A 19,338-nucleotide genomic window follows, 5' to 3' on the forward strand; every position below is an offset into this window, starting at 1 on the left:
ACCGGATGTGGCTTGCCCCGCCGACCATGGTCCCGCACGTACAATAGCGGCGAGAATGCACGGCAGGTGCGCGGCGGCGCACCCACGCACGACGGACCATCGGCAGCCCGGTACATGGCAAGACACATCATCAAGAAGATGTTTCCCGGCATGGAACACATGCGCGGGCACAAGGCGCTCGCCCCGCTGGGGCCGCGCCTGGGTTCGCCGGATTTGTGGCATCTGAACCGCCGCTCCGTGGCTGGTGCGTTTGCCGTCGGGCTCTTCGTGGCCTTCCTGCCACTGCCCATGCAGATGCTGATCGCGGCCGCCGTGGCCGTGCTGGTCCGCGTCAATCTGCCGATCTCGGTGATCCTGGTCTGGATCTCCAACCCGGTCACCATGCCGCCCATGTTGTATCTGGCCTACACGATCGGGCGCAAGCTACTGGACGAACCGCGCCGCGACATCCATCTGGACTGGAGCTGGGAGTGGTTCTCCACGGAGCTGCTGACGATCTGGCAGCCCCTGCTCCTGGGCAGCGTCCTGCTCGGCGTGGCAGCCGGCCTCTCGGGCTACTTGCTGGTGCGTTTCCTGTGGCGGCTGAACGTCGTCCAGCGCGTGCGCAGCCGGCGTTACCTGCGACGGCTGCGCAAGGAAATGGCGGAACGCCAGGCGGCCGCGCGGCGGGATGGCCGCCCGCCGGATGACCGGGGCGCCTGAAGCGAGAGAGACACGCGGTCTATTCGTGCGTGGCGAGCTGACCGTCGAACGGTTCCAGCTCCAGATGGCCCTTGACCAGTTGGACCGAGCGATCAAGCTCGCGCGCCAGAGTGATGTCGTGGGTCACCAGGGCCAGAGCAGTCCCGGTGGAACGGTTCATCGCGCGCAGCAACTCGAACACCTGCGCCGCCCGTTCCTGGTCCAGGTTGCCGGTGGGTTCGTCCGCCAGGATGGCCGAGGGGCGCGTCACCAGCGCCCGGGCGATTGCGACCCGCTGGCGTTCGCCACCGGAGAGCTCCGCGGGCTTGTGTTCCAGGCGGGGTTCCAGGTCCACCTGGCCCAGCCAGTGGCGTGCCTCGGCCCGGGCCTTGCGGTTGGAGACCCCGCGGATGAGCAGTGGCAGGGCCACGTTCTCCGCCGCGGTCAGCTCGGGCAGCAGGTGGTGAAACTGGTAGACGAAGCCGAGGTGCTGGTTGCGCAGGTGGCCACGTCGGGCCTCGCTCATGCGGGTCCAGTCCATTCCCAGCAGGCGCACGGACCCCGCCGTCGGGCGGTCCAGCCCGCCCAGCAGGTGCAGCAAAGTGCTCTTGCCGCTCCCCGAGGCCCCGATGATCGCCGTCTGGTCGCCGGGCTGCAGGGCAAAGTCCACCCCGCTGAGAACGGCCACGTCCAGCTTGCCGTCGCGGAAACGGCGCTCCAGACCGACCGCCTCGAGGACCGGGGTGGCGTGATCAGTCATAGCGCAGCGCCTCCGCCGGCTGGGTGCGGGCGGCACGCCAGGCCGGGAACAGTGTGGCCACCACGGTCAGCAGGAAGCCGAGCACCCCGACCCGGAGCACATCCGCAAGCTTGAGCTCCGAGGGCAGGTCGCTGATGTAGTACACCTCGGCGGACAGGAACTCGATGCCGGAGACCCGCTCGATGAAGGGGACCACCACGTCGATGTTCGCGGCCAGCGACACCCCGGCGATGGTGCCCAGCAGGATCCCGATCGCCCCGATCACCACCCCCTGGACCATGAAGATCACCATGATCCCCGCCGGCGACAGCCCGAGCGTACGCAGAATGGCAATGTCTCCCTGCTTGTCGGTGACCAGCATGATCAGGGTCGAGACGATGTTGAAGGCCGCGACCGCGACGATCAGCGACAGGATGATGAACATCACCATCTTTTCCATCTGGATCGCGCGGAACAGGTTGGCGTGCTGGCGTGTCCAGTCGGACACCCGAAAAAGCCCGTCCAGCTGGGCCGCCACGTCGCGGGCTACCACACCCGCTTCCATCATGTCGGTCAGGCGCAGCCGCAGCCCGGTCACCTGTTCGCCCATCTGAAACACCGCCTGGGCGTCTTCCAGGTGGATGAACGCCGTCCCGCGGTCGTACTCGTACATCCCCACCTCGAACAGGCCGGAGACCTCGAAGCGGCGCATGCGCGGCATCACGCCGGCCGGCGAGACCGAGGCCTGAGGCGCCATCAGGATGATCGAGTCGCCGACCCGGACGCGCAGTTCGGCCGCCAGTTCCCGCCCGAGCACCACCCGGTAGCGCCCCGCCTCCAGGCTGCCCAGCTCGCCCTGCAGCATGTGCTCGGCAATGCGCGCGACGCGCTCCTCTGCCTCGGGCTCCACGCCCCGGATCAGTGCCCCGGAGATATTCCCGCGCGCACTCAGCATGGCCTCGCCCTGGACATACGGCGCGGCCGCGACCACGCGCTCGTCGATCTCCGGGGCCTCGCGCTGCAGGCGTTCCCAATCCCGCAGCCCGCCATTGGCCTCGCGGATCGTGGCATGCGAGGCCATGCCCAGGATGCGGTCGCGCAACTCGCGTTCGAACCCGTTCATCACCGACAGCACCGTGATCAACGCCATCACGCCCAGGGCCAGCCCGATGATGGACACCACCGAGATGAACGAGATGAAGTGATTGCGCCGCTTCGCGCGCGTGTAGCGCAGGCCGATGGCGAGGGTCAGGGGGCGAAACATCGCGAAATCATGCCAGAGATACCCGTTCGCGCCTATAGCCCGGCGGACCTGCGTTGAGGGAGGGGAGGCATGGCGTCACGCTAGACGCTACCATGGGACTGTCCAGCAAACGGAGAGTCGGCCATGCCAGGGAAATGCAACGCCTCTAACCCCACCCCGAAGACCACTGTGCGCACCGTCGCCAGCGCCCTCGTCCTGGCATTGTTTGCCGGGGCCATGGCGACTGCATCGGCCGACATCCTGCGCAGTCCCGATGGTGGATTCACCGTGAAGGAACGCGAAGGGGTTCCCACCCGTGGCCAGACCCAGGCCGCGGTAATCCGCCAGCACGGCGAGCCCGAGCGACGCCATGCCACGGTGGGCGACCCGCCGATTACGCGCTGGGACTACGCCGACTTCTCCGTGGTGTTCGAGGGCGAATACGTCCTGCACAGTGCCGTGCGCAACGGATCCAGCGCCGATCGTCCATGAGCACCGGGGAAACCGGCCCGACAATGACGCAACGCCGGCTCCCGGCCGAATGGGAGCCCCAGGGCGCGATCCAGCTCACCTGGCCGCATGATGACACCGACTGGGCCCCGGTCCTGGAACAGGTGCATCCGGTGTTCGCGCTGATCGCGGCGAGCATCAGCCAGTACCAACCGGTGATTATCGTCGCGCGCGACCCTGAACACATCGAGGAGATCTCCGGCTTTCTCACCGAGACCGCGATCCGTCCGGATCGCCTGTGGTTCGCGCTGGCCCCCAGCAATGACACCTGGGCGCGCGATCATGGCGCGATCACCGTATTCGATGGCGACCAGCCGCGCCTGCTGGACTTCACCTTCAATGGCTGGGGGGGCAAGTATCCCGCGGACCTCGACGACGGCATCACCCGGGCCCTCGCGAGCCAGGGCGTCTTCGGGAGCTGCGTGCCGGAGCCGACCGGCCTGGTCCTGGAGGGAGGCTCCATCGAATCGGACGGCGCCGGCACCCTGCTGACCACCGCGCGCTGTCTGCTGTCCGCCACCCGGAACCCGCAGCTGGATCGCGCAGGCATCGAGCAAAGCCTGGCCCGATGGCTGGGGGCCCGGCGCGTGCTCTGGCTGGAACACGGCCAGCTGGAGGGCGACGACACCGACGCCCATATCGACACGCTGGCGCGCTTCTGTGCGCAGGACACCATCGCCTACGTCCAGTGCGACGACCCGCAGGATCCGCACTACCCGGAACTGCAGGCAATGGAACAGGAGCTACGGGCCCTGCGGCAGCCGTCCGGCGAACCCTACCGCCTGATCCCTCTGCCCTGGCCCGCCCCGATCTTCGAGGATGGCCGGCGACTGGCCGCGACCTATGCGAATTTCCTGATCCTGAACGGAGCCGTCCTCCTGCCGGTGTATGACGATGCCGCGGATGCCCTCGCGCGGGACCGGCTTGCCGAGGCCTTTCCGGGACGCGAGATCGTGGAAATCGACTGCCGCCCCATTATTCGTCAGGGTGGCAGCCTTCACTGCCTGACCATGCAGTATCCCGCGGCCGCCCTCGGCATCCCGCAGGAATAACCGCCAGCCCGAGTCCCCATCATGTCCCGTGACACCCTGTCCGTTGCCCTGATTCAGCACCAGGACGCCGGCAGCGTCGAGGCCAACCTCGACGCCACCGCTGCGGCCGTGGCTACGGCCGCGGCGAACGGTGCCCGCCTGGTGGTCCTGGCCGAACTGCATACCGGCCCCTATTTCTGCCAGACCGAGGATCTCGCCACCTTCGATGCGGCCGAACCGATCCCCGGTCCCAGCAGCGAACGCCTGGCGGCGATCGCGCGAGAGCACGGCGTGGTCCTCGTCGGCTCCCTGTTCGAGCGGCGCGCCCCGGGGCTCTATCACAACACCGCCGTGGTCTTCGAAACCGACGGCCGCCAGGTCGGCACCTACCGCAAGATGCACATCCCGGACGACCCGGGTTACTACGAGAAGTACTACTTCACGCCGGGCGATACCGGCTTTGTGCCCATCGACACCTCCGTCGGCCGGCTTGGCGTCCTGGTCTGCTGGGACCAGTGGTATCCCGAGGCTGCGCGCATCATGGCGCTGTCCGGCGCCGAGGTCCTGATCTACCCGACCGCGATCGGCTGGGACCCGCAGGACACACCGGAGGAACAGCGTCGCCAGCAGGAGGCCTGGATCACTGTCCAGCGCGGCCACGCCGTGGCCAACAACCTCCCGGTGATCGCCTGCAATCGCACCGGCCACGAGCCCGACCCCTCGGGGCATTCGCCCGGCGCAACCTTCTGGGGCACGAGCTTCGTCGCCGGTCCCCAGGGGGAGTTCCTGGCCCGCGCCGGCGAGGACGCGCCGGAGATCCTCGCTGTCGAGCTCGATCGCGGCCGCACCGAGGCCGTGCGTCGCCAGTGGCCCTTCCTCCGCGACCGCCGCATCGACGCCTACGCCCCCATCCTCAAGCGCTACATCGACCCCGACTGATTCCCCTGAACGCAAACAAAAGCGTTTACAGGAAGAAGGGAAGATTGGAAGGGGGATGATTTGAGCGGCCGCAGGGGCACGACAGGCGCCGTGTCAGGCAACGGCGTCCTCATGATTTCTTCACCCTGAAACCCTTCTTGCCTTCCAGGCTTCCTGTGAATCGCCCTTGATCGACACAAGGACCTCGCGCACCCGTGCGGCGGAATCCGTATAATCGCTGCCCTTTCCGCAGCCCCGATCCGCAGGCCCATGTCCGAAAAACGGCGCAATCCGCTTCTGCCCGGTCGCCTCCCCGGCTCCGGTTTCGAGATCTGGTCGGGACTCAACGCCACGGCGGCGACCCTCGCCCTGTCCCGCAATGCTGCGGCGTTCGATCGCCCGCTGCTAGTCATCACGGAATCCAACGAGGCCGCCGACCGCTGGCAGGAGGAATGGGAGTTCTTTGCCGGCGACCGCGACCTTCCGCTGCTGCGCCTGCCGGACTGGGAAACCCTGCCGTTCGATGTGTTCTCCCCGCACGAGGACATCATTTCGGAACGCCTGCGCACGCTGTACCACCTCCCCGGTCTGGAACGCGGCATTGTGCTGATGCCGGTCTCCACCCTGATGCAGCGTCTCCCGCCGCGCGACTGGCTGACCAGTCAGGGGCTCTCCCTGCAGACCGGCCAGCGGCTGGACCGCATGACCCTGCGCGAGAATCTCGCCGAGGCCGGTTACAACGCCGTGCAGCAGGTCATCAGCCATGGCGAGTTCGCGGCCCGCGGGGAGATCCTGGACCTGTTCCCGATGGGTGCCGACGAGCCCGTGCGTATCGAGTTCCTGGATGACGAGATCGACTCCCTGCGCCAGTTCGATCCGGAATCGCAGCGCTCCACCGAAAAGGTCGAGCGCCTGGAGATCCTCCCCAGCCACGAGTTCCCGCTGAACGATACGGCCATCCGCGAATTCCGGACACGCTACCGGGCTCAGTTCGCCGGCGACCCGACCCGGCACCCGATCTACCGCGACATCAGCGAGGGGCTGGTCCCGCCGGGTATCGAGGCCTACCTGCCACTGTTCTTCGAGGGCATGGACACGGTGTTCGACTACTGCCCCGAGGCCCAGGTGGTGCAGCTCGGCAATATCGCCGGCGCCGCGGAGGAGTTTGCGCAGGAGATCCGCGATCGCTTCGAGCAGTTGAGCCACCAGTACGATCGCCCGCTGCTGCCGCCGGAGCGGCTTTATCTGGATATCGACCAGCTCGGGAACGCCCTGCGCGCGCACTCCGGGGTGGCCATGGGCCACCCGGCCGCACCACTTCCCGCGGACCGTGGCGCCGAAATCGCGTTCACCTGCGACCCGCTCCCGGAACTGGGGATGCAGCAGGGTCGCGAAGACCCGGCCCAGCGGCTGAAGGCGTTCATCGAGGGGCAGCAGCGAGTCTTGCTCACCGCGGAATCGGCCGGGCGGCGCGAGGCCCTGCTGACCCTGCTGCGGGAACAGGCCGTCCCGCACCATCCAGTGGAGAACTGGGACGCCTTCCTCGATGCCGGGGCGGGCCTGCACGTCACCGTCGCCGCCCTCGGGGAGGGTTTCGTCCTGCCCGATGGCGTCGCGGTCGCCCCCGAGGCCGCGCTGCTCGGCGAACGGGCCCGGCAGACCCGCGGCCGCAACCGCAGCACCCGGGATGCGGATGCGGTTGTGCAGAACCTCAGCGACCTCACCATCGGCGCCCCGGTGGTACACGAGGAACAGGGCGTGGGCCGCTACCTCGGGCTGCAGACCCTCGACTTCAACGGCCAGCCCTCCGAGTTCCTGACCCTGGAATACGCCGATGGCGCCAAGCTCTATGTGCCGGTCTCCTCGCTGCATCTGATCAGCCGTTACACCGGCGCCGACGCCGAGCATGCCCCGCTGCACCGGCTCGGCAGCGAACAATGGGACAAGGCGCGCCGCAAGGCCGCGGAAAAGGCGCGTGACGTGGCTGCGGAACTGCTGGACATCCACGCCCGGCGCGCGGCGAAACAGGGCACCGTCTTCGCCACCGACACCCCCGAATATCACGGCTTCGCCGCGGGATTCCCGTTCGAGGAGACCCTGGACCAGCAACAGGCGATCGACGCGGTCCTCGCGGACATGGCCGATACCCGGCCCATGGATCGCGTGATCTGTGGCGATGTCGGCTTCGGCAAGACCGAGGTGGCGATGCGCGCCGCGTTCGTCGCGGTGCAGAACAACAAGCAGGTGGTGGTGCTGGTCCCCACCACCCTGCTCGCCCAGCAGCATCATCAGAATTTCACCGACCGTTTCGCCGACTGGCCGGTCCGTATCGAGTCCCTGTCGCGTTTTCGCAGTGCCAAGCAGCAGGCCGGGGTGCTGGAAGGCCTGAAGGACGGCAAGGTCGACATCGTGATCGGCACCCACAAGCTGCTGCAGGCCAACCTCGACTTCTCCAACCTGGGACTGGTGATCGTTGACGAGGAACAGCGCTTCGGCGTGCGCCACAAGGAGGCGCTGAAGAAGCTGCGCGCCGAAGTGGACATGCTCACCCTGACCGCGACCCCGATCCCGCGCACCCTGAACATGGCCCTGGCCGGCCTGCGCGACCTGTCGGTGATCACCACCCCGCCGCGCGAGCGCCTGGCGATCAAGACCTTCGTCAACGAATGGAACGACGCCATTATCCAGGAGGCCTGCCTGCGCGAGATCCGTCGGGGCGGCCAGGTGTACTTCCTGCACAACGAGGTGAACACCATCGAGCGCACCGCCCAGCGCGTGCAGGAGCTGCTGCCCGGTGCGCGGGTAGGAATCGCGCACGGCCAGATGCGCGAACGCGAGCTGGAACAGGTGATGCTCGACTTCTATCACCGGCGCTACAACATTCTGGTCTGCACCACGATCATCGAAACCGGGATCGACGTCCCCACCGCCAATACCATCGTGATGAACCGTGCCGACAAGCTGGGCCTGGCGCAGATGCACCAGCTGCGCGGGCGCGTCGGCCGTTCGCACCACCGCGCCTATGCCTACCTGATCACGCCACCGGAAAAGGCCATGACCGCCGACGCGAAGAAGCGCCTGGAGGCCATTGCCTCGCTGGAAGACCTGGGCGTCGGTTTCACCCTGGCCAGCCACGACCTGGAGATCCGCGGCGCTGGCGAACTGCTGGGCGATGAACAGAGCGGGCAGATCCACGAGGTCGGCTTCTCGATGTACAACGACCTGCTCAACCGCGCGGTGAACGCCCTGCGCTCCGGCAAGATCCCGGAGCTGGAGGGGCCCGAGGCCACCGGCACCGAGGTCGAGCTGGGCCTGCCGGCCCTGCTCCCGGACGACTACGTACCCGACGTGCATACCCGGCTGATCCTCTACAAGCGGATCAGCAGCGCCGCCTCTGCCAACGCCCTGCGCGAGCTGGAGGTCGAACTGGTGGACCGCTTCGGCCTGCTCCCCGCCCCGGCCAAGGCCCTGATGGAGGCGGCCCGCCTGCGCCTGAAGCTCACGCCGCTCGGCATCCGCAAGCTGGAACTGGGACCGGCCGGGGGCCGTCTGGTCTTTGGGCCGAGTCCCAATCTGGACATCGCGGCCCTGATCCAGCTGGTGCAATCCGATCCGCAGGCGTACAAACTGGACGGCCAGAAGGCCTTCCGTTTCTTCGCACCAATGGAGACACTGGAGGCCCGGGCGCAGGCCGTTCTGCGTCTACTGGATACCATCAGCCCCGAACAGCAGGCCGCCTGAATGCCCAAGAACACCTTTCCCGTCCCGAATCCCCTGCGTCGCCGGATCCTGACCGGACTGGCCGCCCTGCCCGTGGCCGGCCTGAGCGGCCCGGTACTCGCCCAGGCCGGGCGCCGGTACCGCATCGAACTGGTGATCTTCGAGCACCGCACAGAGGAGAGCCGGCGGCTGCAGATGGAGCTCGCGGCCCCGCGCGAGCCGCTGTTCGGCGAATCGGAGCTGGGTGGGCGGAACTACCGGGATTCGCGCCGCGGCTTCGAACTGCAGCGGGTGGTACGGCGCGTGGAGGATTCCGGCGCCGGGCGTATCATCGCCCGCCTCGCCTGGGACCAGACCGGGCGCGACCATGCGTCGGCCCCCTGGCTGCGGGTCCAGCAGGGGCGGCGCCTGGGGGTGCACGATGCCCTCGGGGATGCGAGCGGCCTGTCACCCCGCCCGCTGGCCGAAGCCGTCGAGGAGCGCTTCGAGCTGGAGGGCCGCCTGCGCATCTGGGTGGGACGCTTCCTCCACCTGGAGACCGACCTCATCTACCACGTCGAGGAGCCGCTGGACGACCGCCCCCCACGCGCAATCACGGTGCGCGGCAGCCAGCGCATGAACTCCGGCGATGACCTGTTCTACCTGGATCACCCGGTGATCGGCATGATCGCCCGCGTCACCCGCATCGACGAGACCTGACGCGCCCGAGGCCGGTCAGCGCCACTGCGGCGTGGATTCCCAGGTCATCCACTGCTGGAAGGCGGCCATGCCGAGGTCCTCGAACAACAACTGCAGCGGGCTGCGGCGCGGCTTGAACACCACCAGCTTCTCCACGCCGATCACGTCCCGGGCCACGCTCCGGTCAGTGCCCAGCCCGTCGATCAGGCCCAGCTCCACCGACCGGTCCCCGGTCCAGATCAGGCCATTGAACAGGTCGTCCCGCTCCACGAGGCGATCGCCGCGCCCGGTGCGCACCACGTCCACGAACTGCTGGTGCACGCCCTGCAGTACGCCGTCAAGGTGGTTCACATGGCCCTCGTCCAGCGGCAGGAAGGGGTCCAGGAACCCCTTGTTCTCGCCCGCGGTGAACAGGCGGCGCTCCACCCCGATGTTGTCGATCAGGTCCACCAGTCCAAAGCTGTCCATGCGGACCCCGATGGAGCCGACCATACTGGCCTGGCTGGCATAGATCTCGTCCGCGGCCACGGCGATGTAATAGGCGGCCGAGGCCCCCACGTCCCCGATGACCGCATACACCGGGATATCCGGGTGCTTCTCCTTCAGCCGCAGGATCTCGTCGTGCACGTTCGCGGCCTGCACCGGGCTGCCGCCCCCGCTGTTGATGCGCAGCATCACCGCCTGGGTACCTTTGGCCTCGAACGCCTCGTTCAGGACCTTGGCGATATCCTCGGCGTTGGCCGCCGCGCTGGAGGCGATCAGACCCTCGACCTCCACCACCGCCACGTGTTCGGAGGGCTCGCGCTCGGTCTCGAACAGGCCGGCAAGGCCCATGTCGCCGCCGCGCACCAGGATCAGCAGTGCGACCAGGTAAAAGAAGAACAGCAGCTTGAAGAAGATGCCCCAGCGCCGGGCCCGACGCTGCTCGATCACCTGTGCCTGGACCAGCTTCTCCAGGGTCTCGCGTTCCCAGCCCGGTTTGTTCTCGTTTGCCCAGCCCATCGTGGTTCCTTGTTCAGGTTGTACGCTCGGCCTGCCGGAAGGCCTCCAGCAGCGCTGCCAGGTTCGGCAGCAGGGCCAGCGGCTCGGCGCCCTGCAGTCTCTGTGGCGGATGTACGCCGTGGGATATCCCCACCGCGGGCACACCGGCATGGCGAGCCATTTCCAGATCATAAACGCTATCACCGACCATGCGCGTGCGCCCCGGTTCCACACCCGCCCGCTCCATCACGCAGCGGAGCATGGCCGGGTTCGGCTTGGACGGGTGTTCGTCGCCGGTGGCGGTCGCCACAAAGTAGCCCGCCAGACCGGTTGCCTCCAGCGCCTGGTCCAGGCCGCGGCGTGACTTGCTGGTGGCCACACCCAGCAGTACCTCGCGCGCATCCAGCCAGTTCAGGATCTCGGGCACGCCGGCGAACAGCGGGGTCTCCGGGGCATCTTCAGCCTCCAGGTAACAGGCGCGGTAGGCGGCGGTGAACTGGTGAACGAATGCCTCGTCCGCGCCCGGGTACAGCTCCTGCACCGCCGCCTGCACCCCGAGCCCGATGATATTGCTCAGGCTGGCCTCGTCGCGCTCCGGGGCGCCGGTCGCGACCGCTGCCCGTTGCAGGCAGTGGACGATGCGGCGCGGCGAGTCCATCAGGGTCCCGTCCCAGTCGAATACGATCAGACGCAGGTCCGCGTCGCCGGGCGGCAGGAGCGGGATGCTCATGCGTCGTCCCCAGCGCCGGCATCCAGGTGCGCCAGCACCTCGCACAGCTCGTCCGGTAGCGGTGCGGAGAACACATGCCGCTCGCCGTCCGCCGACTGATAGGCCAGCGCCTGGGCATGCAGGAACAGCCGTTTCAGGCCCTGCTTGCGGAGGTGGCGGTTGGCATCCGGCAGGCCGTAGTCGTGGTCGCCCGCCACCGGGTGGCCAATCGCCTGGCCGTGCACGCGAATCTGGTGCGTGCGCCCCGTTCCGATCCGCACCTCCGCCAGCTGGTACGCGCCATGCACCTCCAGCGGCTGAAAGACACTCTGGGCGGCACGAGCCCGTGGCCCGTCATCCCCGGCCTCCCCGCCGGCGCGCATCCGGCGCCGGCCGTCATCCTGGCGGCCGCTGGCGATCGGGGCATCACACTCGATGGGCTGGCCACCCGGGAACGGGCCCACCAGCAACGCCAGGTAGCGCTTCTCCACCCGGCCCTCGCGGAGTGCGGCGTGGAAGTCCTGCAGCGCGGGGCGGTTCTTCGCCAGCAACAAGCACCCGCTGGTCTCGCGGTCGAGGCGGTGGCCCAGCTCGAGCTCCGTATCCGGCCGCAACTGGCGCATCGCCTCGATAATGCCGAAGGCCAGCCCGCTGCCGCCGTGCACGGCGAGGCCCGAGGGCTTGTCCAGCACCAGCAGGTCGTCATCCTCGTGGATGATGGCCCGCCGCAGTCGATCCAGCACCTTCGGCGGGATCTCCGAGGCGGCCGCTTCCGGCCGATCGAGATCGGGCACGCGAACCTCGTTGCCCGCCGCCAGGCGTTTGTGGGCCTTGGCCCGGCGTCCGTCGACGCGCACGGCGCCCTGGCGTACCAGGCGATAGATCAGCCCCTTGGGCACGCCCTTGAGTTCGCGGAGCAGAAAGTTGTCGAGCCGCTGCCCGTCACCACGCTCGGTGACCCGGAAGCTGCGCGGGCCGGAGGGTTCACGCCTTGCATTCATGGCGCGGGATGCTACCGGAGCGGCGCTTCCCGGGCTACTGCACGCGGCGTTCCCGCGGCCGGAAAAACTTGCCCATACGGGGGGTTATGCCCTACATTGGCGCACGGTACGTTGCTGCGAGTTGCCGGCAACGCGCCTCGAATCACCCGCCACTTCGACCCACGAGCTTTCGACAGCTCCCGGTCGAAGGGCCATCGCCGCAAAGCGACACTGTGACGCTATTTCTTCTAACCCAGTCCTGTCTCCCCGGCTCCGCCTCCAGCAGGCGACTGATCCCGTGGTTGCTGGTGAACACCTGGCTGGCGCGCTGGCTTTCGCTACGCGCCGCCGCTGCGAGCACGCGTGCGCAAGCGTTGCCGTGCCGCCGCTCGATCGCCGCACCCGGGGTCCCGCGGTTCCCCGCCGGACGCCAGGACGCCCTACCGAGTCCATTGCATGAAACGCATCCTGATCAATGCCACGCAGCCGGAAGAGCTGCGTGTCGCCATGGTCGACGGCCAGCGGCTGTACGACCTGGATATCGAACTGCCCTCGCGAGAGCGCAAGAAGGCCAATATCTACAAGGCCAAGATCACCCGAGTCGAACCGAGCCTGGAGGCCGCGTTCGTCAACTTTGGGGCTGATCGCCACGGCTTCCTCCCGTTCAAGGAGATTGCCCATACCGCCGTTGGCGCCCCCGCCGACAGTGACAAGCCGATCCGCGAATTCCTGAAGGAAGGCACGGAACTGCTGGTCCAGGTCGAGAAGGAAGAGCGCGGCAACAAGGGCGCCGCCTTGACGACCTACATCAGCCTCGCGGGCCGCTACCTGGTCCTGATGCCCAACAACCCGAAGGCGGGGGGCGTCTCCCGCCGCATCGAAGGCGAGGATCGCGCCTCCCTGCGCGATGCCCTCTCCGGGCTCAACATGCCGGAAGGCATGGGCGTAATCGCCCGTACCGCCGGCGTCGGGCGCAGCACCGAGGAGCTGCAATGGGACCTCGACTACATGACCGCCCTGTGGGCCGCCGTGACCGAGGCCGCGGACAAGGCCAAGGCCCCGGCACTCATCCATCAGGAAAGCAACGTCATCATCCGCGCCCTGCGCGACCACATGCGCAACGACGTGGGCGAGGTCATCATCGATGACAACGGGGTCTACCAGCAGGCGGAAGACTTTGTCCGCTTGGTGATGCCGAACAGCCTGCGCAAGCTCAAGCGCTACGATGACCCGGTCCCGCTGTTCAACCGCTATCAGATCGAGAGCCAGATCGAGAGCGCGTTCGACCGCGAGGTCACCCTGCCCTCCGGCGGTGCCCTGGTGATCGATCACACCGAGGCCCTGATCTCCATCGACGTCAACTCGGCCCGTTCCACCAAGGGCGGCGACATCGAGGAGACCGCCTTCCACACCAATCTGGAGGCGGCCGAAGAGGTCGCGCGCCAGCTGCGCATCCGCGATCTGGGCGGTCTGATCGTGATCGATTTCATCGACATGAACGCCAACAAGCACCAGCGCGAGGTCGAGAACCGCCTGCGCGAGGCGCTGGAGATGGATCGCGCCCGGGTCCAGGTGGGACGCATCAGCCGCTTCGGGCTGCTGGAGATGTCGCGCCAGCGGCTGCGCTCCTCCCTTGGGGAATCCAGCCAGAACACCTGCCCGCGCTGCGAGGGCCACGGCCAGATCCGCAGCGTGGAATCCCTGGCGCTGTCGATCCTGCGGCTGATCGAGGAAGAGGCCATGAAGGACCGGACCGGGCTCGTCATGGCCCAGGTCCCGGTCGACGTGGGCACCTTCCTGCTGAACGAGAAACGCGAGTCGATCACCGACATCGAGGGTCGCCACCAGGTCGACATCAGCATCATCCCCAACCCACAGTACCTCACCCCGCGCTTCGAGGTCCGTCGCGTGCGCGGTGACGAACGCGAGGAGACCATCAGCGATCGCGGCTCGCACGAACTCGTGGAGATCGTCGAGGACGACAGCGATCCGCATCAGGAGCGCCGCAGCAAGGTCGAGAAGCCGCTGGTCCAGGGTGTCAAGATGACCGGGCCCGCCCCCGTCAGCGAAGCCGCACCCATGGCCCCCGAACCGTCGGAGCCGGTCACACAGCCGGGATTCTTTGCCCGTATCTGGTCCTCGCTGTTCCCCAATGCCGCGCCCGCATCCGACCAGGAACAATCGGAAGGTCGTCGCAAGGAAGGCGGCCGCGACCGTGGCGGCAAGGGTGGCGGCGCGCGCGGCGGTTCCCGGAAAAAGGCCGACAGCGGCAGCCGCAAGTCCGGCGACAAACGCGGCGACAGCAGCAATGGGCGCAAGGGCGGCCCCGACAAGGCCGATGGCGCCAAGTCCGATAACGCCAGGTCCGACAAGGGTGATGGCGGCAAGGGTCGCTCGCGGCGCGGCGGCAAGAAGGACAGCGAGGCCGACAAGGGTCCGGGCCGCGATGCGACCAAACCCGCGGCCGAGAGCCGGGGCCCCGAGGGCCAGACTGCTGACAAGACCGCCGGTGACAAGAAGGGCAACGGCAAGCCGGCGGAGAAGCCGCCTGCGCGAGATCAGGATCAACCCGCGACCGGCGACACCGGCGGTGCCCCCGCGGGCAAGGGCCCCGAGAAATCCGACGAGGACGACGGCAGCAAGGGGCGTACGCGGTCCCGCCGCTCCCGCCGTGGAGGCCGTCGTCGCGGTGGCCGTAGCCGCTCCGGTGACAATGCCGGCGACACCGGGGGCGATGGCACCCAGAGCACGTCGGGGGATGCAGACGCCACCGAGTCCGGTCGGGACGCGCCGACTCCGGCCGATTCCGCCCCGGCCTCCGGGAAGCCCCGGGACGCCCCGTCAGGGGGCGGTCGGCAGCCGCAAACCGAATCGACCCCCGCCTCGCCGGACGCTGCACCGGAGCGAACACCGGCGAAAGCGGACAGCGATGAAAGTGTGGCGGATGCGCCGTCAGCCAAGGGTCGTACCCGCGGTGGACGCGGCCGCAAGCCTGGCGCCGATGCCGACCCGACCGGGGATGTGAGCCCGGCCTCCAGCGAAAGCCAGGGCGCAGCGAAACCGGAAAAGTCGGAAAACGCGCCCGCCCCCAGTGCCGAGGCGGCACCGAAACCGGAGGCCGACAGCCCGGCCCCGGCCAAGCGTCGGCCGCGTGGTGCCGCGAAGACGGGAGCCGGCGAAGCGACCCCGGACCCGGGCGAAGCTACGCCGAAGGAATCGACCGAGGCACCGGCCACGGCGAAGAGCGCGCGCTCGAAACCGACCCCGGAACGGTCCGGCGACGAAGCCGCCGCATCCTCTGCCCCTGCCCCGTCGAAGCCCGACGAGGCCAAGGCCGAACGCGTCTCGACGCCCAAGCCTGCCCCGGAACCGGCCGACACCACGGCCGGCGACACGGAGCGCAAGGGCAACGACTGAACGGAACCAGCCGGTTCCAATCGAAAAGGGCCCGCCTTTCGGCGGGCCCTTTCTTTGTGGGTCCGGCTCCGCTATCCCCGGACCCGTTCCTATCATCGCGATCAGGCGTTACGGTCCCGGGGTCGGCTCAGGAGGCCTTCAGCGTGTGACGCTCGCGGATGTGGGCCAGAAGCCCGTCGGCGGCCGCCTCCACCAGATCCATGACGTGCACGAAGCCCTCGTCTCCGCCGTAGTACGGATCCGGGACTTCGTGTTCATCGAACTGCGGGGCAAAGTCCAGAAACCGCAGCAACTCGGCCCGCGCCTCGGGCGGACGAATCGCCTCGGCGTTGCGGTAGTTCGCGTCGTCCATGGTCAGGATGTAGTCGAACTCGAGGAAGTCCTCCGGCTCCAGCTGGCGTGCGCGCAGATCATCCAGGTCGTAGCCGCGCGAACGCGCCTCCTGGCTTGCGCGGCGATCGGGCTTGGCACCCACGTGATAGCCCGCGGTCCCGGCCGAGTCCACCTCGATCGCGTGTTCCAGCCCGTGTTCGCGGATGCGCGCCGCGAACACCCCGTGCGCCATGGGCGAACGGCAGATGTTGCCCAGACACACCATCAGTACACGTATCTTCGCCATCTCCATCGTCATCCCGATCATCAAAACACGCAGGATACCAAACCGGAATGCGCCGGCGGATTCGTTTCATGCCCGGCCCCGCGGTGTGCGATGCTGAGCCTTTAAACTCAGGAAGTGGTCATGGTCGACCTTGGCGGCCCGCGAATCCCCGGCTGGACATCCCCCGGCACCCTGACCGGGGGTGCCGGGAGTCGTGAAGCCACAAGCCTCCAGGTTGGGGCCCGTATCGAGGTTCGGGTGCTGGATGTCCTCCCGGATCGCAGCGTGCGCCTGCGTCTGGGACCCAGTGCGAATACCGCCGGTGCGAACACCGCGGGGACAGCCGGAGCGGCAGCGCGACCTACGGCGAGCCCTGCGCTGGTGACGGCACAACTGGCCGGCGCCCTGCCCGATGCACTGGTGAATCGACCCGCGGGTGGCTCGGGCCCGCCGGTGATGCTCGCCGAGATCACCCGGACCGAGCCGCGCCTGGAGGTGCGTCTGCTACCCCTGACGCTGGACCGCGCCGGCCCGCGACCCGCCGGGCTTGGTCCGTCGGCCAGTCCCGCTCAGCAGTGGCTGGGACAGGAACTCCGCCAGCACCTCCCCGGGGCGCGTCCGTTGGGCCCTACCCTGCAGGCGCTGCTACCACCCGCCGGTGGAGCTCCACGCGGCGAAGCGCCAACGCAGGCCACCGGAGCGGCGGCCCCTCTACCGCCAGCGCTCCAGCGTCTTGTCGACCTCCTCCCGTCGCCGGCACAACTGTCACAGCCGGAAAGCCTGCGCCAGCAGGTTCAGCAATCCGGGCTCTGGATGGAGGCCATGCTGGGGCTCGCGGCCCGGGGCCAGGGCCCGGCCCATCCCCTGGCCGTCGATCTCAAGGCCCAGTTGCTGCGCGCGGCCGATCAGCTCCGCCAGGGAAGTGAATCCCGCCCCGCGGCGGCCCCGCCGGCCCCCGCGACGCCAGCGAACGCACCCGCCCTGCCAGCGCTGACGGGGCTGCTGGAAGGCTTGCTGAAGCGCGTCACCTCCCTGCAGCTCCAGTCGCTGCAATCCTTCGCCAGCGACGAACCCGGGAACAGCCGCTGGTTCTTCGAGCTGCCGCTACGCAGCGAGCAGGCCGTCCACGGCGTCTTCGGCGAGATCCAGCGCGAGTCGCCCACTGACGAGGAGCCGGATCCTCCCTGGTCGATCGTGCTGACCCTGGATATCGGGGACCTGGGACCGATGCGCGTGGCAGCGGGCGCCCGCACAGCAGGCGTCAACGTGCACTTCACCGCAAGCGAGCCCGAGACGGTCGCGCGCCTGCGGCAGGAACTGCCCCGGCTGCGCGAACGTCTGGACGAGCGCGAATTGACGGTCACCGGGCTGTCGGTCCGCCAGGGCGAGGTGGACCCCGAGCCGCGGCCGCCGGGCACCCACCGTATGCTCGACGAGCAGGCCTGAACGGTGGCACGCGGGGACACCGGAGAGCGAAAGGCCGGGCGCGACGGGGCGCCCGAGCGGGCGGTTGCGCTGGAATGGGATCGGCGCCGGGCGCCGAAGATCACGGCCAGTGGATCGGGAGCCACCGCCGAGGCCATCCTGCGGATCGCCGAGGAGCACGGCATCCCGCTGCATCAGGACCCGGCGCTGAGCGAGGCGCTGGCGCAGATCCCCGTCGGGAGCGAGATCCCGGAGGAACTGTACGTGGCGGTGGCGGAGATTCTCGCCTTCGTCTTTCTCCTGGCGGGCATTACCCCCGATGACTATCGGGATGCATCGCGCAACCGGGGACGCTCGGGCGGCGAGCCCGAGCCGGAATCATGAACGCCCGCTAGAACCCGTTGGCGCCGCCGTGCCGGTCCCGTGCAGGCTGAAGAGCAGGTCGAGCTCGGTGGATGTGAGCCCGCAGCGCCGGCGCACCTCTTCGCGCCCCAGGCCCTGCTGGATCAGACGAATGGCCTGCTCGTAGGCACCGCTGTCCCCTTCGCGGGCCCGCAACTCGCTGTGCTGGTCATGCAGGCGTTCCAGGGCCCGCTGCACGGAGGCCTGGGCCTGGCCATGGGTGGCTACACCCTCGGACAGGGCCTTCATGGCCCCCTGCAACGCCATCACCGAGGTCGCCTGGCGCTGATAGTCCTGGCGCAGGGCGGCGAGCTGGCGCCGCAGCAGAATCACCAGCCCGACGGAAAATGCGGCCACGATGGTCGCCAGCAGCGCGATCAGCGCGACCAGCCAGATCACCATTCCCTCTCCCATTGCGCGCACTCTCCTGAATACCGGGCCCGGTGATTGTCGCGTGAATCGTGGGCGCCTGACCAGCGCAGCGCGATTGCCGGAGCGCGATCAGCCCGGGTTTGCGGATTTCTCGCAGCGGCGCGCGCGGACGGAGGTCTCAGGCGTAATCGTCGATCAGACCCCGCCGCTTGCCGCGTTCCTCCTTGCGTGGCGGGCGCTGCTGGGTCGGACGCACCGCGGGCCGAAAGACCGGGTCGCGGTCGTGATCGTCGCTCAGACGGCGACCGGGAACGGTGGTATGCACGGGCCGGACCGTGCGATCCGGCTGAAACTCGTCGACCATGGCTCACCTCCCGGCTTGCGCCCAATGGCCCGCTTGTTCAGGGAGTTGGACCCGACGCCCGCGCTACAGTTCGCGCAGTTGCGCCCACTCCTCGTCGGACAGCAGCTTGTTCAGGTCCACCAGGATGGTCAGCCCCTCCTCGGTGCTGGTGACCCCCTGGATGAAACGGCTGCTGTCATCGTTGCCGACCTCCGGCGCCGGTTCGACCGCGTCCGGGGCGATCCGCACGACCTCGGATACCGAGTCCACCAGGATCCCGACGTTCTGGTTGTCCACGTCGATGATCACGATCCGCGAGGCCTCGTCGGATTCGCGATCGTCCAGCCCCATGCGCCGCCGCGCGTCGATCACGGTCACGACATTGCCGCGCAGGTTGATGATCCCGAGGATGTAATCCGGAACGCCGGGGACCGGCGCGATCTCGGTGACCTTGAGGACCTCCTGAACCTGCAGGACGTCGATCGCGTAGGTTTCCTCCGCAAGGCTGAAGGTCACATACGGAGCGGTGTCGGCCTTGGCCATGGCTTCTACGTCTTGTGCGCTGCTCATGTCGTCCTCGATGTTCCGTGC

General features: G+C 68.3%; 18 protein-coding genes. 9 read left to right on the forward strand and 9 right to left on the reverse strand.

Features of this window, described 5'->3' with window-relative positions; all coding sequences use genetic code 11:
- Window positions 1-114 precede the first annotated feature (114 nt).
- A complete protein-coding gene (locus tag F627_RS0105985; protein ID WP_018880646.1) occupies window positions 115-702 on the forward strand; it encodes a DUF2062 domain-containing protein in 588 nt (195 codons plus the stop codon).
- A gap of 19 nt (window positions 703-721) precedes the next feature.
- Here F627_RS0105985 and F627_RS0105990 read toward each other — a convergent pair whose 3' ends face one another.
- Entirely contained in the window at window positions 722-1,441 is a 720-nt protein-coding gene (locus F627_RS0105990) for an ABC transporter ATP-binding protein (RefSeq protein ID WP_019583561.1), read from the reverse strand.
- Window positions 1,434-2,684: a lipoprotein-releasing ABC transporter permease subunit gene (locus F627_RS0105995; RefSeq protein WP_018866285.1), complete on the reverse strand. Its 1,251-nt coding sequence runs from the start codon at window positions 2,682-2,684 to the stop codon at window positions 1,434-1,436. The genes F627_RS0105990 and F627_RS0105995 overlap by 8 nt, the downstream gene beginning before the upstream one ends.
- 123 nt (window positions 2,685-2,807) lie before the next feature.
- On the opposite strand from F627_RS0105995, the gene F627_RS0106000 reads away from it, so the two are divergent.
- The 5 genes from F627_RS0106000 to F627_RS0106020 all read left to right on the forward strand — a co-directional run bounded on the left by F627_RS0106000 (window position 2,808) and on the right by F627_RS0106020 (window position 9,541).
- On the forward strand, window positions 2,808-3,155 hold the full coding sequence (locus tag F627_RS0106000) for a hypothetical protein (protein ID WP_051074646.1): 348 nt from the start codon (window positions 2,808-2,810) through the stop codon (window positions 3,153-3,155).
- The gene (locus F627_RS0106005) at window positions 3,152-4,225 is read left to right on the forward strand and encodes an agmatine/peptidylarginine deiminase (protein WP_019583562.1); all 1,074 of its coding nucleotides are present in this window, start codon (window positions 3,152-3,154) and stop codon (window positions 4,223-4,225) included. Before F627_RS0106000 ends, F627_RS0106005 begins: the two co-directional genes overlap by 4 nt.
- 21 nt (window positions 4,226-4,246) lie before the next feature.
- The gene (locus tag F627_RS0106010) at window positions 4,247-5,143 is read left to right on the forward strand and encodes a carbon-nitrogen hydrolase (RefSeq protein WP_019583563.1); all 897 of its coding nucleotides are present in this window, start codon (window positions 4,247-4,249) and stop codon (window positions 5,141-5,143) included.
- Between the two features lie 249 nt (window positions 5,144-5,392).
- Entirely contained in the window at window positions 5,393-8,863 is a 3,471-nt protein-coding gene (mfd, locus tag F627_RS0106015; RefSeq protein ID WP_019583564.1) for a transcription-repair coupling factor, read from the forward strand.
- Window positions 8,864-9,541 (forward strand): CsiV family protein, encoded by a 678-nt coding sequence (locus F627_RS0106020; protein ID WP_019583565.1) that lies wholly within the window; start codon window positions 8,864-8,866, stop codon window positions 9,539-9,541.
- Between the two features lie 15 nt (window positions 9,542-9,556).
- Here the strand turns inward: F627_RS0106020 and F627_RS0106025 are convergent, their stop codons facing one another.
- Genes F627_RS0106025 through F627_RS0106035 form a run of 3 tightly spaced genes read right to left on the reverse strand, consistent with a single transcriptional unit; the run spans window position 9,557 to window position 12,211 of the window.
- On the reverse strand, window positions 9,557-10,522 hold the full coding sequence (locus F627_RS0106025; RefSeq protein ID WP_018866279.1) for a S49 family peptidase: 966 nt from the start codon (window positions 10,520-10,522) through the stop codon (window positions 9,557-9,559).
- A gap of 13 nt (window positions 10,523-10,535) precedes the next feature.
- Window positions 10,536-11,231, reverse strand: coding sequence for an HAD family hydrolase (locus tag F627_RS0106030; RefSeq protein ID WP_019583566.1), 696 nt, complete (start codon window positions 11,229-11,231; stop codon window positions 10,536-10,538).
- On the reverse strand, window positions 11,228-12,211 hold the full coding sequence (locus F627_RS0106035) for an RluA family pseudouridine synthase (RefSeq protein WP_019583567.1): 984 nt from the start codon (window positions 12,209-12,211) through the stop codon (window positions 11,228-11,230). Before F627_RS0106035 ends, F627_RS0106030 begins: the two co-directional genes overlap by 4 nt.
- A gap of 435 nt (window positions 12,212-12,646) precedes the next feature.
- Here F627_RS0106035 and F627_RS0106040 point away from each other — a divergent pair, with 435 nt between their 5' ends.
- A complete protein-coding gene (locus F627_RS0106040) occupies window positions 12,647-15,607 on the forward strand; it encodes an Rne/Rng family ribonuclease (RefSeq protein WP_018866276.1) in 2,961 nt (986 codons plus the stop codon).
- A 127-nt stretch (window positions 15,608-15,734) separates the two neighbouring features.
- Here the strand turns inward: F627_RS0106040 and F627_RS0106045 are convergent, their stop codons facing one another.
- Complete coding sequence (locus F627_RS0106045) at window positions 15,735-16,226, reverse strand: low molecular weight protein-tyrosine-phosphatase (protein ID WP_026279202.1); 492 nt, start codon at window positions 16,224-16,226, stop codon at window positions 15,735-15,737.
- Between the two features lie 360 nt (window positions 16,227-16,586).
- On the opposite strand from F627_RS0106045, the gene F627_RS0106050 reads away from it, so the two are divergent.
- Window positions 16,587-17,651, forward strand: coding sequence for a flagellar hook-length control protein FliK (locus F627_RS0106050; protein ID WP_026280717.1), 1,065 nt, complete (start codon window positions 16,587-16,589; stop codon window positions 17,649-17,651).
- 3 nt (window positions 17,652-17,654) lie between these two features.
- Entirely contained in the window at window positions 17,655-18,014 is a 360-nt protein-coding gene (locus F627_RS0106055) for an EscU/YscU/HrcU family type III secretion system export apparatus switch protein (protein WP_019583568.1), read from the forward strand.
- Here F627_RS0106055 and F627_RS0106060 read toward each other — a convergent pair.
- The 3 genes from F627_RS0106060 to F627_RS0106070 all read right to left on the reverse strand — a co-directional run bounded on the left by F627_RS0106060 (window position 18,009) and on the right by F627_RS0106070 (window position 19,290).
- Window positions 18,009-18,434 carry a DUF2802 domain-containing protein gene (locus F627_RS0106060; RefSeq protein ID WP_018866272.1) on the reverse strand — a complete coding sequence of 142 codons (426 nt, stop codon included), beginning with the start codon at window positions 18,432-18,434 and terminating at the stop codon, window positions 18,009-18,011. The two genes, F627_RS0106055 and F627_RS0106060, sit on opposite strands and share 6 nt — an antisense overlap.
- A gap of 148 nt (window positions 18,435-18,582) precedes the next feature.
- Entirely contained in the window at window positions 18,583-18,768 is a 186-nt protein-coding gene (locus F627_RS0106065) for a hypothetical protein (RefSeq protein WP_018866271.1), read from the reverse strand.
- 63 nt (window positions 18,769-18,831) lie between these two features.
- Entirely contained in the window at window positions 18,832-19,290 is a 459-nt protein-coding gene (locus F627_RS0106070; RefSeq protein ID WP_018866270.1) for a chemotaxis protein CheW, read from the reverse strand.
- Window positions 19,291-19,338: the final 48 nt, after the last annotated feature.

It is taken from the genome of Thioalkalivibrio sp. ALE16 (assembly GCF_000381305.1).
In the GTDB taxonomy this organism is placed as follows: Bacteria; Pseudomonadota; Gammaproteobacteria; order Ectothiorhodospirales; family Ectothiorhodospiraceae; genus Thioalkalivibrio.

Excerpts from the sequence above, each read along its gene's own strand:
- F627_RS0106065 (WP_018866271.1), bottom strand. The coding sequence starts at position 18,768 with ATGGTCGACGAGTTTCAGCCGGATCGCACGGTCCGGCCCGTGCATACC.
- F627_RS0105985 (WP_018880646.1), top strand. The coding sequence starts at position 115 with ATGGCAAGACACATCATCAAGAAGATGTTTCCCGGCATGGAACACATG.
- F627_RS0106010 (WP_019583563.1), top strand. The coding sequence starts at position 4,247 with ATGTCCCGTGACACCCTGTCCGTTGCCCTGATTCAGCACCAGGACGCC.
- F627_RS0105990 (WP_019583561.1), bottom strand. The coding sequence starts at position 1,441 with ATGACTGATCACGCCACCCCGGTCCTCGAGGCGGTCGGTCTGGAGCGC.
- F627_RS0106045 (WP_026279202.1), bottom strand. The coding sequence starts at position 16,226 with ATGGCGAAGATACGTGTACTGATGGTGTGTCTGGGCAACATCTGCCGT.
- F627_RS0106005 (WP_019583562.1), top strand. The coding sequence starts at position 3,152 with ATGAGCACCGGGGAAACCGGCCCGACAATGACGCAACGCCGGCTCCCG.
- F627_RS0106060 (WP_018866272.1), bottom strand. The coding sequence starts at position 18,434 with ATGGTGATCTGGCTGGTCGCGCTGATCGCGCTGCTGGCGACCATCGTG.
- F627_RS0106000 (WP_051074646.1), top strand. The coding sequence starts at position 2,808 with ATGCCAGGGAAATGCAACGCCTCTAACCCCACCCCGAAGACCACTGTG.
- F627_RS0106020 (WP_019583565.1), top strand. The coding sequence starts at position 8,864 with ATGCCCAAGAACACCTTTCCCGTCCCGAATCCCCTGCGTCGCCGGATC.
- F627_RS0106040 (WP_018866276.1), top strand. The coding sequence starts at position 12,647 with ATGAAACGCATCCTGATCAATGCCACGCAGCCGGAAGAGCTGCGTGTC.
- F627_RS0106025 (WP_018866279.1), bottom strand. The coding sequence starts at position 10,522 with ATGGGCTGGGCAAACGAGAACAAACCGGGCTGGGAACGCGAGACCCTG.
- F627_RS0106035 (WP_019583567.1), bottom strand. The coding sequence starts at position 12,211 with ATGAATGCAAGGCGTGAACCCTCCGGCCCGCGCAGCTTCCGGGTCACC.
- F627_RS0106030 (WP_019583566.1), bottom strand. The coding sequence starts at position 11,231 with ATGAGCATCCCGCTCCTGCCGCCCGGCGACGCGGACCTGCGTCTGATC.
- mfd (WP_019583564.1), top strand. The coding sequence starts at position 5,393 with ATGTCCGAAAAACGGCGCAATCCGCTTCTGCCCGGTCGCCTCCCCGGC.
- F627_RS0106070 (WP_018866270.1), bottom strand. The coding sequence starts at position 19,290 with ATGGCCAAGGCCGACACCGCTCCGTATGTGACCTTCAGCCTTGCGGAG.
- F627_RS0105995 (WP_018866285.1), bottom strand. The coding sequence starts at position 2,684 with ATGTTTCGCCCCCTGACCCTCGCCATCGGCCTGCGCTACACGCGCGCG.